At 68.1% G+C, this 15,096-nt stretch carries 19 protein-coding genes; 11 read left to right on the top strand and 8 right to left on the bottom strand.

The genetic code is table 11. From position 1 onward, the window contains the following. Positions 1-9 precede the first annotated feature (9 nt). From ehuC to ehuA, 3 genes are read left to right on the top strand one after another with little or no spacing between them, the layout of a single operon-like run. The gene (gene ehuC, locus ACH413_RS40695; RefSeq protein WP_360046365.1) at positions 10-690 is read left to right on the top strand and encodes an ectoine/hydroxyectoine ABC transporter permease subunit EhuC; all 681 of its coding nucleotides are present in this window, start codon (positions 10-12) and stop codon (positions 688-690) included. After that, entirely contained in the window at positions 687-1,346 is a 660-nt protein-coding gene (gene ehuD / locus ACH413_RS40690) for an ectoine/hydroxyectoine ABC transporter permease subunit EhuD (RefSeq protein WP_360046363.1), read from the top strand. Before ehuC ends, ehuD begins: the two co-directional genes overlap by 4 nt. After that, positions 1,343-2,125 carry an ectoine/hydroxyectoine ABC transporter ATP-binding protein EhuA gene (gene ehuA / locus ACH413_RS40685; RefSeq protein WP_360046361.1) on the top strand — a complete coding sequence of 261 codons (783 nt, stop codon included), beginning with the start codon at positions 1,343-1,345 and terminating at the stop codon, positions 2,123-2,125. Before ehuD ends, ehuA begins: the two co-directional genes overlap by 4 nt. A gap of 17 nt (positions 2,126-2,142) precedes the next feature. On the opposite strand, the gene ACH413_RS40680 is transcribed toward ehuA, so the two are convergent. From ACH413_RS40680 to ACH413_RS40665, 4 genes are all read right to left on the bottom strand, one after another. After that, positions 2,143-2,757, bottom strand: coding sequence for an NAD(P)-binding protein (locus tag ACH413_RS40680; protein ID WP_360046359.1), 615 nt, complete (start codon positions 2,755-2,757; stop codon positions 2,143-2,145). Between the two features lie 57 nt (positions 2,758-2,814). Next, complete coding sequence (locus ACH413_RS40675) at positions 2,815-3,180, bottom strand: hypothetical protein (RefSeq protein ID WP_360046357.1); 366 nt, start codon at positions 3,178-3,180, stop codon at positions 2,815-2,817. 3 nt (positions 3,181-3,183) lie between these two features. Continuing rightward, on the bottom strand, positions 3,184-3,801 hold the full coding sequence (locus ACH413_RS40670; RefSeq protein WP_360046355.1) for an NAD(P)-binding protein: 618 nt from the start codon (positions 3,799-3,801) through the stop codon (positions 3,184-3,186). 233 nt (positions 3,802-4,034) lie between these two features. After that, the gene (locus ACH413_RS40665; protein ID WP_360046353.1) at positions 4,035-4,826 is read right to left on the bottom strand and encodes a DUF4142 domain-containing protein; all 792 of its coding nucleotides are present in this window, start codon (positions 4,824-4,826) and stop codon (positions 4,035-4,037) included. A gap of 553 nt (positions 4,827-5,379) precedes the next feature. Between ACH413_RS40665 and ACH413_RS40660 the strand changes: the two genes are divergently transcribed. From ACH413_RS40660 to ACH413_RS40645, 4 genes are all read left to right on the top strand, one after another. After that, positions 5,380-6,063 carry a response regulator transcription factor gene (locus tag ACH413_RS40660; RefSeq protein WP_360046448.1) on the top strand — a complete coding sequence of 228 codons (684 nt, stop codon included), beginning with the start codon at positions 5,380-5,382 and terminating at the stop codon, positions 6,061-6,063. Positions 6,064-6,065: 2 nt separating this feature from the next. Continuing rightward, a complete protein-coding gene (locus tag ACH413_RS40655; protein ID WP_396425733.1) occupies positions 6,066-7,427 on the top strand; it encodes a sensor histidine kinase in 1,362 nt (453 codons plus the stop codon). A 276-nt stretch (positions 7,428-7,703) separates the two neighbouring features. Beyond that, positions 7,704-8,123, top strand: a complete 420-nt coding sequence (locus tag ACH413_RS40650) for an SRPBCC family protein (RefSeq protein ID WP_360046349.1) — start codon at positions 7,704-7,706, stop codon at positions 8,121-8,123. 31 nt (positions 8,124-8,154) lie between these two features. Then, positions 8,155-8,637 (top strand): MarR family transcriptional regulator, encoded by a 483-nt coding sequence (locus ACH413_RS40645; RefSeq protein WP_360046347.1) that lies wholly within the window; start codon positions 8,155-8,157, stop codon positions 8,635-8,637. On the opposite strand, the gene ACH413_RS40640 is transcribed toward ACH413_RS40645, so the two are convergent. Further along, positions 8,638-9,030, bottom strand: coding sequence for a hypothetical protein (locus tag ACH413_RS40640; RefSeq protein ID WP_360046346.1), 393 nt, complete (start codon positions 9,028-9,030; stop codon positions 8,638-8,640). Positions 9,031-9,189: 159 nt separating this feature from the next. Here ACH413_RS40640 and ACH413_RS40635 point away from each other — a divergent pair, with 159 nt between their 5' ends. The 4 genes from ACH413_RS40635 to ACH413_RS40620 all read left to right on the top strand — a co-directional run bounded on the left by ACH413_RS40635 (position 9,190) and on the right by ACH413_RS40620 (position 11,219). Beyond that, entirely contained in the window at positions 9,190-9,483 is a 294-nt protein-coding gene (locus tag ACH413_RS40635; protein ID WP_360046344.1) for a hypothetical protein, read from the top strand. Positions 9,484-9,611: 128 nt separating this feature from the next. Further along, positions 9,612-9,905: an iron-sulfur cluster biosynthesis protein gene (locus ACH413_RS40630; protein ID WP_360046342.1), complete on the top strand. Its 294-nt coding sequence runs from the start codon at positions 9,612-9,614 to the stop codon at positions 9,903-9,905. 10 nt (positions 9,906-9,915) lie between these two features. After that, a complete protein-coding gene (locus ACH413_RS40625; protein ID WP_360046340.1) occupies positions 9,916-10,866 on the top strand; it encodes a universal stress protein in 951 nt (316 codons plus the stop codon). 107 nt (positions 10,867-10,973) lie between these two features. Then, complete coding sequence (locus tag ACH413_RS40620; RefSeq protein ID WP_360046338.1) at positions 10,974-11,219, top strand: hypothetical protein; 246 nt, start codon at positions 10,974-10,976, stop codon at positions 11,217-11,219. Between the two features lie 31 nt (positions 11,220-11,250). On the opposite strand, the gene ACH413_RS40615 is transcribed toward ACH413_RS40620, so the two are convergent. From ACH413_RS40615 to ACH413_RS40605, 3 genes are all read right to left on the bottom strand, one after another. Then, positions 11,251-12,462 (bottom strand): alpha/beta fold hydrolase, encoded by a 1,212-nt coding sequence (locus ACH413_RS40615; RefSeq protein WP_360046336.1) that lies wholly within the window; start codon positions 12,460-12,462, stop codon positions 11,251-11,253. Positions 12,463-12,549: 87 nt separating this feature from the next. Continuing rightward, complete coding sequence (locus ACH413_RS40610) at positions 12,550-14,163, bottom strand: FAD-dependent monooxygenase (protein WP_360046334.1); 1,614 nt, start codon at positions 14,161-14,163, stop codon at positions 12,550-12,552. 67 nt (positions 14,164-14,230) lie between these two features. Next, positions 14,231-15,073 (bottom strand): class I SAM-dependent methyltransferase, encoded by an 843-nt coding sequence (locus ACH413_RS40605; protein WP_360046332.1) that lies wholly within the window; start codon positions 15,071-15,073, stop codon positions 14,231-14,233. Between the last annotated feature and the right edge of the window lie 23 nt (positions 15,074-15,096).

Here is a 15,096-nt window from a genome sequence, read left to right as displayed (position 1 = left end):
GTCATCGACGTGTCCTCTGGCCTGTGGCTCCGTCTGCTCGACGGTCTGCTCGTCACGCTGCAACTGACCGCCTACGGCGCTGTCCTCGGTCTGGTCTTCGCCTTCGCCGCGGGCATCGCCCGGCTCAGCTCGAACCGGTTCGTCCGCGGCATCTCCTTCGGCTACACCGAGGCGTTCCGCGGCCTGCCCGCGCTCGTGGTGCTGTTCTGGCTGGTGTTCGCGCTGCCCGGACTGGGTTTCCAGCTGGTTCCCCTGTTCGCGGGCGTGGTGGCGCTGTCTCTCAACATCGGCGCCTACGGCGCGGAGGTCGTCCGCAGCGCGATCCTCGCGGTACCAGCCGCACAGCTCGAAGCCGCCACCGCGCTCAACTTCACCCCGTGGCAGAGAATGCGGCTGGTCGTGCTGCCCCAGGCCGTGGTGACCATGGTGCCCCCGTTCGGGAACCTGCTCATCGAACTGCTGAAGGCGACCGCGCTGGTGTCCCTGGTCTACCTGCAGGATCTGACCTTCCAGGGGCAGATCGTCCGGGCCGCGACGGGGGACACGGCGATGACCTTCCTCGGCCTGCTCGTCGGCTACGGGGTGATCGCGCTCGTGCTGACCGTCCTCATGCGACTACTGGAACGACGGGTCGCCGCGTCGATCGGTCGCGTGGCGCGGCCCGGTCTGTTCTCGGGGAAGGCGTCATGAACTTCGACTGGAACACCGTGTGGGACTCCCTGCCCCAGTTGCTGCGAGGACTTCTGACAGCACTGCAGGCGACCGCGCTCGGCTACCTGATCGCCCTGGCGCTCGGGCTGGTGTTCGCCCTGTTGCGCCGGTCCGACCTGGCGTGGATCAGGCTGCCGGTGGCGCTCGTGATCGAGTTCATCCGCTCGACCCCGTTGCTGGTCCAGCTCTTCTTCCTGTTCTTCGTGCTCCCGACGATGGGCGTTCAGCTCTCACCGCTGGCCACCGGCGCTATCGGGCTCGGAGTCCACTACGCGACCTACACCTCGGAGGTGTACCGCGCCGGCATCGACGGGGTGCCCGCCGGGCAGTGGGAGGCCGCAACGGCGTTGAGCCTGCCCAGATGGCGTGTGTGGACCAGGATCGTGCTGCCGCAGGCCGTCAAGCGGATCCTGCCCGCCCTCGGCAACTACGCGATCTCGATGTTCAAGGACACGCCGCAGCTGACCGTGATCACGGTGATCGAGGTCCTGAGCGTGGTCAAAGGCGTCGGAGCGCAGAACTTCCGCTACCTCGAACTCATCACCGCGGCCGGTGTGCTCTACCTGGTGGCCGCGCTGCTCATCGCCTGGCCGGTGCGGATCGTCGAACGCCGGTACCGAAGGGAGACCGCATGACCACCGGACGCGACCAGATCGAGTTCCGCTCCGTCACCAAGAGGTTCGGGGACACCGTGGTGCTCGACGACCTCACGTTCGGGGTCGGCACGGGCGAACGCGTCACGCTCATCGGACCGAGTGGTTCGGGCAAGACGACGATCCTGCGCATGCTGATGACGCTGGTCCGGCCGGACGACGGCGTGATCACCGTCGAAGGGGATCCGCTGTTCCACGAGCAGCGCAACGGTTCCCTGGTCCCCGCGACCGAACGGCACCTGCGGGTGATGCGCCGCAAGATCACGATGGTGTTCCAGCAGTACAACCTCTTCCCGAACATGCGAGTCCTGCGCAACGTCACCGAGGCGCCCGTGCACGTGCTCGGGATGGGCAAGGACGAGGCCGAAGCGAAGGCACGCCAGTTGCTGGAGCTCGTCGGCCTCTCCGACAAACTGGACGCCTACCCCGCGCATCTCTCCGGAGGTCAGCAACAGCGCGTCGCGATCGCCCGTGCCCTCGCGATGAGCCCGGAGGTGTTGCTGCTCGACGAGGTGACGTCCGCCCTGGACCCGGAACTCGCCGCCGAGGTGCTCGACGTGCTTCGCGACGTCGCGAGCAGCACGGACGTCACGATGCTCTGCGTCACGCACGCGATGAAGTTCGCGAAGGACGTGTCCGACCGCGTGCTCATGTTCTGCGACGGCAGCATCATCGAGTCCGGCCCGCCCTCACTCCTGCTGGAGTCACCGGAACACGAGCGCACGCAACGCTTCTTGCGTTCGGTACTCGGCGAGAGCTGACGTACCGCGTCTGCGGGTCAGGCCGGAGACTCCCGGTTGAGGACGACCAGAAGGTCACCTTGTCGCAGGCGGTCCGCCGACGGGTCCTCCGTCCACACCCGCCTGCCGTCCCTGATGACGGCGAGCACTTCGGGTCCGCACTCGTAGGGCAGCAGCCCGATCTCGTGGTGCTGGACCGCTCGTTCCAGCACCACGATCTCGTTGTCGTCCGGCAGCGGCTCGACGGGATCCGGGTTCAGCTCCGCGAACCACACCTCGACCTCGTCCTCGGTGAGCACGTGATCGGCGCCGAGGTAACGGAGCAGTTCCACGAGGTCGGGGCTGCGCACCACCGTCGTCACGGTCATCTCCTCGTTCAGGCTTCGCACGACCGACGTGATCCGCAGCGCGAGCGCGTCGTCCGACACCGCGACCACCGCGTGACTCGCCTCCTGGACACCGGCCTGGCTCAGCGTCTCCAGCCTCCAGCCGGGACCGGCCACGGCGTCGGCACCGTCCACTCTGGCCTGTTCGGCACGCGCCGGGTTCGCGTCGACCACCGTCGGCCTCGACCTCCGCGGATCGAACCGCAACGCCCTGAGCACCACCCGCCCGCACTCGCCGTACCCGATCAGGACGACGTGTGAAACCATCCGAACTCCCGTGAGGCGCAGGTACGACCGTTCCGTTGGCCGGTTCGGTCCGCTGGATCAACGAATCGGCGCTGGTCTCAGGGACACGGCCGCCACCGATCCGAGCGCGATGGCGAACCCCACCACGACCTGGTTCATCTGCACCAGCAGGCTACCGCCACCCCACCGCGACACCATCGGCTCGACGACCAGGACGGCTGCGAGCGCGACTGTCGCGACGCTCAAACCGGGTAACCGCAACGGTGCGGAAGCACGAACACCTCCGGTCACCGCGATCAACGACCCGAGGAGCACCGCCGCCCAGTAGGAGCTCACTCCGTCCGGGTCGAGCAGCAACGCTCCTGCGGCGATCCACAGACCCGCCAAGCAGGTGGCGACTCCGGCAAAGCTCTCGATCCTCCTGGCACGAACGAGCACGTCCATCGTTCAGCCTTCGTCCTCGCTGCTGAGCACGAGCAACCTGTCGTCATCGCGCAACGTCGCCACCGACGGGTCCTCCGCCCAGATCCGGCGTCCGTCGCGCACCACCGCGAGCACCTGGTTCCCGCATTCGAACGGTGAGCACCCGATCTCCTGACGTGCGACCGGCCGTTCCGCCACCACCCACTCGAGTTCCGGCAGTCCGCCGTCCTCGGGGAGATGTCCGGACGTCCCGAAGCCCCACTCGGCCGCTTCCACAGGACCGAGTACGTTGTCCGCTCCGATGCAGCTGACCAGTTCGTACAGCTCCGGGTCGCGGACCACGCAGATCAACCGCACGGTCTCGTTGAGAGAGCGCACGACCGAGGTGATCCGCATCGCCATCACGTCGTCTCTCACGGCGATCACCACGTAGTCGGCGGTGTGCACACCGGCCGCCCACAGCACGTTGAGACGCCACCCGAGGCCCACCACCCCGTGGACACCGTCCACTTCGGCCTGTTCCACCCGCTCGGGGTCGGCGTCCACCACGGTCAGGTCCGTCACGAACCCTTCACAGCGCAGCGCCGAGACGACGGCACGCCCGCGGGCGCAGTAGCCCACGAGCACGGCGCGCGAACTCATCTCAAACTCCTCGGTCTGTCCACTTCACGGCGGTTCACCCCGTGCGACATGCCGAGCGAGTGGCTCTGCCGCAGACGGCGCCGGGCGGGTGCCGGCCGCGCCGATCCCGCCGGCCGGCACCCGATCTCCCCGGTGTGGTTGGCGCGGACATCCGCCCCGACCGGTGATGTCCGCGTGTTCAGTCTGCGGTAAAACCGCATTCCACGACCTTGCGAGGTCCTTTCGAAGATGTGTTATTGCCGTGAAGAACGCCGAGGCCTGCCACCGGTCCACAGGTAGATCCCGCCCGCGACCGTGGCGAGCACGAGGAAGCCCAGCAGACCGTCGGAGAAGCCGTCACTCTCGTCCTGCTGGGCGATGTTCTGCGTCCTCGGCACGTTCGGCACCGCCTGAGGCACCGTGGGGACGGGCGCCGGCGTCGAGGCCGGTGCGGCGAGCGCGGCGAGCGGAATCGCCGTGGTGTCCTCGAAATCGACCATGCCGCTGGCTTCGAGGACCTGGATGTGGTCGAGCACGACCTCCATGCAGCGTTTGGCGAAGTCGCGGATAGCGGTGTTGCGGGTACCGGTGCGCACGACGGCGAGGAACTTGTAGACGCCGCCGTGCGCCGCGCGGAGACGGTTGGCGAAGACGCGGTCGAACTCCTGGCTGCCCGCCGGGGCGTTGGTCATCTCGGCGATCCAGCCCTGCTGATCGGTGTTGGCCTGGGTCGGCAACGGGACGTTCAGCGTGCGGCCGAGTTCGAGCACCTTGGCGTCGAGTTCCGCATGACCACCGATCAGGTGCCTGCCCGCTTCCTTGATCTGCGGGTTCGACGACTTCTCCAGGCCAAGGCGGCCCGCCGGGCCTTCCCACAACCCGGCGAGCCGCACCTTGACGAGCATGTCCCGGCCAGCCGGCCCCAGTGGTCCGAACTGGGTTGGCGTGTAGTCCGGACCGAAGTCCGGCTGCGCGGAGGCCGGGGAGAACGAGAGCGAACAGATGACCGCCAGCGCCGCCACCACCTGGGCGAGACGTGTGGGCACGGTGAGACTCCCTTCGCGAAACAGCGGCGAACTTGTGCTCCGACGCGGAGGGATACGGATGTTTCGGACGAGCAGGATCATTGCATTGTGCAATGGTTATCTATTCGTTACCCACGCACACAACGCAGTAGTGCGGACCGAGCGGCCGGTCCGAACCCGTCCAGCCGGCGAGGTCGGCCTGGGTCCACAACAGGTCCCAGGCGATGGGGCCGGTACTGCTGGTCCTGCGCGAACGACCGCAGCTGTCGCACACGAGAATCGTTCCCGTGACGCCTTTGTCAGTGGTCGGCATGCCTGTCACGACTGTGCAAGTCCTTCGTTGCTCGGCGGCAGGAACCGGCCGCGGATGACGACGACCGGACCTGACCTTCCCCGGAAACACCGTGGGCGCGCGCCCACACAGGGCGCGCACCCACCGTGACAAGAATGCCGGACGCATGCACTGTGCAACCTTACGAGCTCCTTCCGAAGCCAACCGTTCCGTTCCGAATGCGGTGACCATGAGAGCGTGATAGAAGCAGCAACGCAGAAGCCCTACGACGAATTGCAGGACATGGATTTCTCCGTGCTGCTCGTGGACGACGACGAGCGAATCCGCCAGGCTCTCGGGCTCGCCCTCGCCGACGAAGGTTTCGCCGTCGACGAGGCAGTGTCCGGAGAGGACGCCATGCGACGGCTCGGTGACAACGAGTACGACGTCGTGCTGCTGGATCTCATGCTTCCCGGCGTGGACGGTCTGCAGGTCTGCCGAACCCTGCGTACCCAGGGGGATCTGCCGATCATCATCGTCACCGCGCGCACGGACACCCCCGACGTCATCGCGGGCCTGGAGGCGGGCGCTGACGACTACGTGACCAAACCGCTGGTGGCCAGCGAACTCGCCGCCCGCATACGAGCTCTCCTGCGCAGACGCGGAGGTTCGAAGCAGAACATCTCCTACCGCGTGGAAGATCTGGAGATCTGGCCGGACGAAGGTGTTGTGCACCGGGGTGGCGAGGAGATCCGCCTGACCCGCACGGAGTTCCGCCTGCTCGCGGAACTGGCTGCGGCGGGAGGGCGCATCGTCACCAGGGAGCAGCTGTTGCAGAAGGTGTGGGGCTACGACTACTACGGCGACACGCGACTGCTGGACGTGCACGTCCGCAGGTTGCGCATGAAGGTGGAGCACAACCCCGACGACCCGGTGTTCGTGCTCACCGTGCGCGGTTCCGGCTACAAGTTCGGACCCCCTCGGTGACGGTGCCACGTCCGTCGCTGCGCTGGCGCGTGGCCGCCGCGCTCGGCATCGGTTCTCTGCTGGTGACCAGCCTGCTGGCGCTCGCGACCTGGAATCTCGCCTCCGACTACATGCTGCGCCAGCGCGTGCAGGCGACGACCCGGCAGGCCGAGGTCAACCTCAGGCTGGTCGACGAGACCCTGCGGAAGGGATCCGACGGGCTCACCGAACTGCTGACCGGCCTGACGACCGACCCGGACTCCACGATCATGCTGTTCCGCGCCGACAAGGTGCTGACCAGCGGACGTCAGGTCGACCCGGCGGTCCTGCCGGCGGATCTCCTCTCCATGGCACGAGATGGTGTCCCCGCCCGCCAGCGCCTTCGTGCCGAGGGCATCCCCGTGATGGCGGTCGCACAGCCCCTCGCGGACGCGCAAGGGTTGTACGTCGAACTCTTCCCCCTGGTGCAGCTCGACCGCACGTTCAGGTTCCTCAGCGGCGTGCTGATCGGCGTCACCGTCCTCAGCGGCCTCATCGGCACCACGCTGGGATCGTGGGCCAGCAGACGGGCGCTGAGACCCCTGATCGCACTCACGGCCGCCGCATCGCGCATCGCCGGCGGCGACCTCAAGGCCCGTCTGCCGGACCAGGCCGATCCGGACCTCGCACCGCTGGCGACCACGTTCAACGCGACCGCAGACGCACTCGAGCAGCGAGTTCTGCGCGACGCCAGGTTCGCGAGCGACGTCAGCCACGAACTGCGGTCGCCGTTGACGACCATGGTGAACGCCGCGGCCGTCCTGCGTCGCAGACAGGCTGAACTTCCCGGGACTGCCGGAAAAGCGCTCGGCCTGCTGACCTCCGAGGTGGACAGGTTCGCCCGCATGGTGATTGATCTGATGGAGATCAGCCGGGCCGACCAGGTGGGCGACCAGGAGGACTTCGAACCGCTGAACCTCGGCGACCTCGTGCGCGGCGCGGCAGGTCATCGACTCGGCGGTGAGGTGGAGGTCGTCGTCGCCTCACCGCCTCCGGTGGTGTTCGCCGACCGTCGCCGGCTGGACCGTGTGATCGGAAACCTCATCGAGAACGCGGAACACCACGCGGGAGGTGCCGTGCGGCTTGCTGTTCTCCATCACGACGGCCAGGTCCGGCTCGAGGTCGACGACGCTGGTCCCGGAGTTCCCGAGGACATGCGCACGCAGGTGTTCGAACGGTTCACCCGTGGCGTCAGGGCCGGCAGCAGGGGTGCGGACTCCGGTAGCGGCCTCGGCCTGGCGCTGGTGGCCGAACACGTGCGCCGGCACCACGGCAGGGTGTGGGTGGAGGACCGCCCGGGCGGAGGAGCGCGGTTCGTCGTCGAGATTCCCGGGATCACGCCATGAGAAACTCGTTCACCGCCTTCATAGTGCTTCTGTCGGTCTCCGCCTGCGGCGTGTCCACACAGGACGAACCAGAGCCACTCGGTCCGCACACCACGAGCGGTGAGGCGCCGACTCCGGTCATCACGCAGCGGCCCCATCCGTCGTCCGCGACGAGCACCCCGTCCACCTCCACCGCGCCCACTCCGACGCCGTCGACGAGCGATCGTTAGCGACTCGTCAGGTACGTACGAGCTCTCTTGCCAAAGGATTGGGAGAAATCCGCCGGAAGGATCAACCTTGACCCGCAGCCGTTCCATGCCCGCCGACGCCGAAACCGTCTTCGAAGTGGTGTCCGACCTCGAGGACGCGAACACCTGGCTCCCTCACCCTGTCGAGATCGAACTGTCCAGCCCGGGGCTTCTCCGCGTGTGGTTGTCCGGTCGCACCGACGAGCTGAGCGCGGAACGCCGGGTCGCGATCGACTGGGAGTCGCTGCGCATCACGTGGGGCAGCGACCCGGCGGCCAGCTGCTCGGGAACGCTCCAGGTGCTCAGGCTCACCGCGACCCGCAGCGCGGTGACCGTGCGGATGACCGGTCCGCCGGGTGTGGCGTCCAGCCGGGTCGACACCTGGATCGAGACCGCTCTCAACGCCCTGGAAACGGTCATCGCCACCGAATACGACAGAAAGCAGCAGGCACTGCCCGCTGCGACGTGATCAAAGCCCGCGGCTGCGGTAGAAACGTCGCATGTCCAGGCTCAGGGTCGACACGACCGACGTCGACGCACTCACCGACGCGGTGCTCACCGCGTCGCGGCTGCTGGTCGCGGTCTCCGCGCGCTCGCTCGCCGCGGTCGAGGAGACCATCACGCTGCCGCAGTTCCGGATGCTGGTCCTGCTGGACAGCAGAGGCGCGATGAAGCTCACGACCATCGCTGACCTGCTCGACGTCAACCCGTCCACCGCGACCCGCATGGTGGACCGCCTCGTCACGACCGAAATGGTTGCGCGCCAGCAGAACCCCGTGACGCGCCGGGAGGTCGTGATCGAGCTGACCTCGGAGGGCCGCCGGGTGGTGCGCGGCGTGACACGCCGCCGCCGGACCGCGATCGGCCGGATCGTCGCCAAGATGTCCGTGGAGGAGCGCCGTGACCTGGTCGACGCACTCACCGCCTTCACAGAGGCAGGCGGCGAACCGTCCGTGACCGCGGGAGACCTCGGCTGGATCTGATCAGTGCTGGGTCCGGTCTGCCCTGTGCAGCCAGTCGCCGCTGTCGACGGCGACCACAAGTGACACCACGGCGATCACTCCGCCGACCAGGACCTGGTTGATCAGGACCTCGGTGCTGACCTGCGCGCGGGACAGGAGGACGACGGCGACCTGCCCCGCGGCGAGCAGCACGGTGAGCGTTCTCAGCCACGGCACGTCGAGTGGTGCCACCGCCCGCAACATCCCGGCCAGCAGGATCAGCACGGCGATGCCGAGCGCCGCCCAGTACGGCCGGAACAGGTGCGCGGACGCGCCGAAGTCGAGCAGGGGCGGCGCCATGACCAGCCAGAGCCCGGCGAGGAACGTGAGCACACCAGTCCTGGCTTCCGCTGAGCGGCGTTGCTTGTCGCGCACAGCGCAATCTTTGTCCTCTGCAACCTCGACATCGCCGTCTCACGCGCTTTGTAGGGAGTTCGAAAGGACGAACACCGATCCGCGCTTGTCCGACCGTCGACAGGCGGGTGTTCACCTCCTACCGTGACGAGCAAACCACAGCAGCTCCGTGGAGAGGTCATGCTCATCGTCACGAGGTCCGTGGAGGTGGCGGCTCCGTTCGCCCGAACGGTGCGACAGTGGTCAGAGCACGAACGCACATCGCGGTCGCTCTCCGGTTCGCTGGCGAGCTTCCAGCGGGTCACCGACGAGACGACCAGGGTCATCCTCGCCAAAGATCTTCACGTCGTCACGGCCGCTGACGTCGTGAAGCTGATGCTCGACAACGATCTGCGACGGTTCAAGCGGGCGGTCGAGAGTCGACGGTCGTTCCTGCCGGGTGTGGTGGACTGGATTCGCACCCACCTGTCGTGAACCGGCACCCGCCAACCTTTCGTCTGGACAACATTTGCTCTGAACAAGGATCTGGGCCGTGCGCCGGAACACCATCGGCACCTACCGTGGGCTGAGAGCAACCACCGTCGACCGAGCGAGGAGCGATCGTGCTCGACATCAGCCCACAGGCGAGTGAAGCCATCAACTCGCTCACCGCGCAGGCCGGTCACGCAGGCCTGGGTGGCATCAGGATCTCCACAGCGGACGAGCCCTCGACGAACTCCGGCCTCACCTTGATGGTCGCCGATCGCCCGATCCTGGGCGACGAGATCGTGGCCGGCGCCCTCGGCTCACGGGTCTTCCTCGACGACACCGCCGCGCACGTGCTCACCGACCTGGTGCTCGACGTCCGGAGCGGCGACGACGGAATTCTCCACTTCACCCTGCGCGACAAGCTCTGAAGGCCTCCTCATGAGCCCTTTCACCGAGTTCTCCCGCCACACCGGCCGCGGAGGACTGGTCGTCGGCTTCGACGGCTCGGACAGCGGCCAACGAGCGATTCAGTGGGCGACGGCGGAAGCCCACCTCCGTGAGCACCCGCTGCTACTCGTCCACGCTCATCTCGCGGGCAGCACGTCCGGCTGGGGAACGATCGCGGCACCCGGCTGGGGTGTCGCGGCGGCGGCGTTCGACGACGCCCACGTCCGCAGCGAGATCCAGGCACAACTGGACCGAACCGCCAGGGAATGCCGGATGCGGGCGCGGGCACTGGACGTCGCCGCCGTTGTGGCAGAAGGACAGTCACCGTTCGCACTGGTCGACGCCGCGAACACGGTCGACGCCGAACTACTGGTCGTGGGCAGTTCCGGTCTCGGCCCCCTGCTGCGCGCCATGTTCGGTTCCACCGCGGCAGACCTCACCGACAGGACGGACCGGCCGGTGGTGGTGGTTCACGATCACCCCGCCGCGGAAGGCCCCGTCGTCGTCGGTGTGGACGGCACCGGCGCGAGCTTGCCCGCCCTGCGGTTCGCCTTCGACCACGCGCTTCGCCATCGGTGCCGCCTGCACGTGGTGCATTCGGTCTCCGGGGTCACATCGGACCTGATCGCCTCAACGCGCTTCTCACACAATGGATCCGTTGCCCAGCCGCTGAGCGATGAGTTCCTCGGCGCCTGGCGGGACCTCTATCCCACGGTGCCCGTCGAGGTCGACGTCGTCGACGAGCGACCTGTGGATGCCCTTCTCAGGCGGTCCGCGCAGGCGCGGCTGCTCGTGGTGGGTGGCCGTCGTTCGACCCGCCGGAGCTTCTCCCGTTCGGTCAGCCGCGCCGCGATCCACCGGGCCTCCTGTCCGGTCGCGGTGATCCCGGGAACCCGGCTCGCCACCAGGACACAGAGCGTCCCAGCACCTCGTGGAGGGTGACTTGGGAGAAACCTTGCTCACTGCACAGATAGTCAGTGAGTCGTTAGGTCATGCGGGCGGCGACCGGCGGACGATGGAGAAAGAAGACCGTGCGAGGAGGACTCGGAATGCCTGCCGAAGTGGCGAACGCGGAAGAGCACGTGCTGGAAGTGACGAACGGACTCGCCGCGGAGTTCAGCGAGACGATCTCCAAGCCGATCGTGTCGAGGACGGTGCTCGAAGCGCGGCGAGACCTGGAAGGTCAGATCGTGCCCGAGGCTCTCGGCGAAATGCTCCACCATCTCGCCCGGCACCGCCTGACCACACTGCGCGCGGCCCGGAAGTCGTTGGCCAGGTCCATGCGCGGTTCGTGATCAAGACGGCGGACCGCGAACCGTCGCCAGGTCATTCGGCCAGGAAGGCGTCGACCTGGGACAGGAACTCGGACCAGGCAGGCTCGGACGAGGTGAGCAGGTGGTTCCCGCTGTCCAGCAGGGCCAGCCGGCTGTCCGGGATCATCGCGGCCAGTTCCAGCGCCTGCGACACCGGCACTCGTGCGTCCCGACGTGAGTGCAGGATCAGCGTCGGGCAGCTCACCCGGTGTGCGATGCCGGAGACGTCGATGCGGGCGAACTCCTCCAGGAAGCGCACTCCGTTGGCGGGCGACGTGGTCCGGCGCTGCAACTCGGTGAAGTCGTCCCATTCCTGTGCCGTACCGGTCTGGAGGAACTGAGAGGCGAACACGCGCAGGAAGCTCGGGTCCTGATGGGTCCACCCCACCCTGGCCAGGTCCAGGTCGAGAGCTGCCGCATCGCGTTCGGCGTCGTCGCGGGCACGGACCTGTCTGCCCCTCGCGTAGGCACCCGCGAGGATCAACCGGCTCACCCGCTCGGGATGACGCGCCGCGTACGCCACGGCCACCGCACCGCCCTGGGAGACACCGAGCAGGGGGAACCGGTCGAGTCCCACCGCGTCGACCACGGTCTCGAGGTCGTCGACCCAGTCCTCGAACGTGAAACCGGGCACGTCCCAGGAGGAGAGCCCGCAGCCGCGCTCGTCGTAGCGCACCAGTTGCCGGCCTCGGCCTAGACCGCTCAGCCAATGCGCCCACACCGGTGACTTCCACTCCAGGTCGAGGTGCGTCAACCAGTTGGCCGCCTTGAGCAACGGCCTGCCCGTGCCCACCGTCGCGTACGCGATCCGCGTGCCGTCCGCGGCGTGACAGAACCTGATGACCTGTCCGCCTGGGCCCGGCCTGCTGGACGGACCTCCGGCAGGTACCGGACGGGGGTCGCGTTCGGAGACGGTGCCGGTACCGACGAACTGGTAGCCCCGGCGGTGCACGGTGCGGATGAGGTGCTGCCTGCTGCCGGAGTCACCCACCGCGAGGCGAGCCGTGCGCAACGCCGTCGTCAGCGCGGCCTCACTCACAAACCTGCTGCCCCACACCGCATCCAGCAGTTCGGCCTTCATGACCACCCGGTCGCGATGCGCCACCAGATGACACAACAGGTCGAACGCCCGCGGTTCCACCGCCACCGTCGCCCCAGCCTTGCGCAACTGGTGCCGGACGGTGTCCAGTTCGTAGTCTGCGAAGCAGTAGATCTTCCTGGCCATCAGAAGCAGCGTACCGCTCGTAGCGGACGAAACGAGTCCGTCGTTCGGACCCGGCGCCCTTCCGCGAACGGTGACGAAATTACTCCGTCACACCGGTATCTGAAGCCGGTCACCTCGCACTGTGTCGACGAAGGACAGTGGGTCCGCGGGCAGCTGGTCGCCGCGCCAGGCCACGTGGCCGTCCGGACGCACCAGAACGAAACGCCGGCGGTACAACCGCGCGATCTCCTGGTCGTGGCCGCGGTGCACGGTCAGCGGCACGACGCGCTCGGCGAACGCGTCTCGCAGCGCCCCCAGTCCGTCCTCCTCCCCGAAGCACAGCAGGACGAACCCCTGGCCGAAGAGGTCCAGGGTCGAGGTGCGGCCGTCCCACCAGGCGTGTGCGGCCCGGCTTCCTGGTTCGCTGCCGGGACGCCACCGCGCTCCCGGCTTGCCCACGTGCGCTGGCTCGTCCGGATCGTCGAGCACCAGCGGCGATCGGTAGCAGAGTCCGAAGTGGATCTCCGGAGCGTCGAACTCCCGTTGTGCCCCGGATTTCTCCAGTTGCCGGGCCATCTCCGCTCTCGCCTGTTCACCCTCCTGCCCGTCGAGGTGGATCTCGGGTGACACCGGCCTGTCCAGGGTGCGCCGCAGGTTCTGGTTGGCCTCCCGCAGGCTCTCGACCGCGATGGGACGTCGTTCGGCCTCGTAGGTGTCGAGCAGGTGGTCCCCGCCCCAGCCCCGCAGCGTTGCGGCGAGCTTCCAGCCCAGATCGGCGGCATCGGCGATGCCCGTGTTCAGACCGAACCCGCCCGAGGGCGAGAGCGTGTGCGCGGCGTCCCCGGCGAGGAAGATCCGGCCGGACCGATAGCGGTCGGCGACGCGATGTGTCAGGTGCCAGTCGCCGTCGCTGACCAGCTCGACGGGGGTGTCGAGCGCGATCGCCTTCGCGACGAGGGCCAGGGCGTCGGTCTGTTCAAGGCCGGGATCGGCACTGACGACCAGGTTGTAGAGGTCGCTGCCGTTCAGCGCACGCATCGGGAAACGCAGCGTGGAGGACAACATGAGGAAGTGCACGAGCGCGGCCCGGTCTCCGAGCTGACGCCGGAGCTCGGGAGCCCGGAACAGGATGTTCCGGAAGACCTGGGTCTCGTGCCGCGGCGGTGCGTCGATACCGCAGGCCTGCCGGATCGGCGAGGAGGCACCGTCACAGGCGACCAGGAACCGCGCCCGGACGACGCTGGTCTCGCCCGTGTCGAGGTTCGTGATCGTCGCCTCGACGTGGTCGTCGGACTGCCGCACGTCCCGGACCGAGGTCCGGAGGCGGAGCGGGCCGGCCGGGTGGACCCCGACCGCCCCCATCAGCACCGGATTGAGCCAGTGAGCAGGACAGACCTGGTCCGGTTCGGGGGTGTGCGTGTGGTCCGGCCGCTTCGCCCCGGTGCCGCGGTGGTACCGGTGCACCTCGTGTCCGCCGACCCTGGTCACCCACGCGACGTCCAGCGGGTGGTCGGACGGCCATCCCGCGTGGCGAACGGCCTCGCCGACGCCCCAGCGGCGGAACAGCTCCATCGAGCGGGGGCCGATCGTGCTCACCTTGGGGTGCCGGACCTTGCCGTCCCCCGCGTCGGCGACCACGCAGTCGATCCCGCGGTAGGCCAGGTCGAGCGCCAGAGCCAGCCCGACGGGGCCGCCGCCGACGATCAGCACTTCGGTGTCCATCGTGTCGTCCTGTCCTTCTCGGGGGTCGTGGGTGGTGGCCGACAGGTCGGCCACCACCCACCGGGGGCTAGCGGGGGCGTTCCGCGGTCACCAGCAGGCAGCCGAAGTCGTCGACGCCCGCCAGGTCGGACGGCTTGAAGTCGTCGTCGGAGAAGTGGAAGTTCCCCTCGTCCAGCGCGGCGGGACGCTCGCCGCCGAGGGCGAGCTTCGCGAGTTCCTCCGCGAGACGCAGGGTGGTCTGCTCGGTGACGTCGAGGACCTCGCGCACCCGGAGCCCGGCGCGGTGCAGCATCGGGACGTAGTCGTCGATGTCGGCCGTCGTCGACATGAGGTCGCGGCAGAACTTGTCGATCCCGCTGTGCCGGACCTCCTTGCGCGGGAAGCGCTCGAAGATGTCGGTCAGCACGAGCCGGCCACCAGGGGCGAGCACACGGCGAACCTCCCTCAGCACCTGCTGCCGGTCGGGCATGTGGCACATCGACTCCAGCGCCATGACGACGTCGAACGAGGCGTCCGCGAACGGCAGCTTCATCGCGTCGCCGTGCTCGAAGACGGCACGGGCGGCCAGTCCCGCCTCGGCCGCCAGCCGGTTCGCGGTCCTGATCTGCTCCTGGCTGATGCTGATGCCGGTCACGCGCGCACCGGTGCGTTCCACCACGCGCAGAGCGGGTCCGCCCACTCCACATCCCAGGTCGAGGACGCGGGAGGTGGAGTCCACCTTCATCCTCTCGATGAACACGTCGGTCAGGCGGTCCATGGCCTCGTCGACCGTCGCCTCGGAGTCCGGCGAGTCCCAGTATCCGATGTGGACGTTCGGGTTGAAGCTGCCGTCCTTCATCGCACTGAGCGTCAGCCGGTCGTAGAGCTCACCGACCGCGTTCGGCACAGGGAGGGTCTGGGCGCTGTTCATCGTTGCAGCCTTTCGGTTCGTTG

This window comes from Lentzea sp. NPDC020367 (assembly GCF_044387305.1).
Taxonomy (GTDB): domain Bacteria; phylum Actinomycetota; class Actinomycetes; order Mycobacteriales; family Pseudonocardiaceae; genus Lentzea.
The sequence above is the reverse complement of the archived record's forward strand: the minus strand, read 5'-3'. Positions and strand labels throughout refer to the sequence as shown.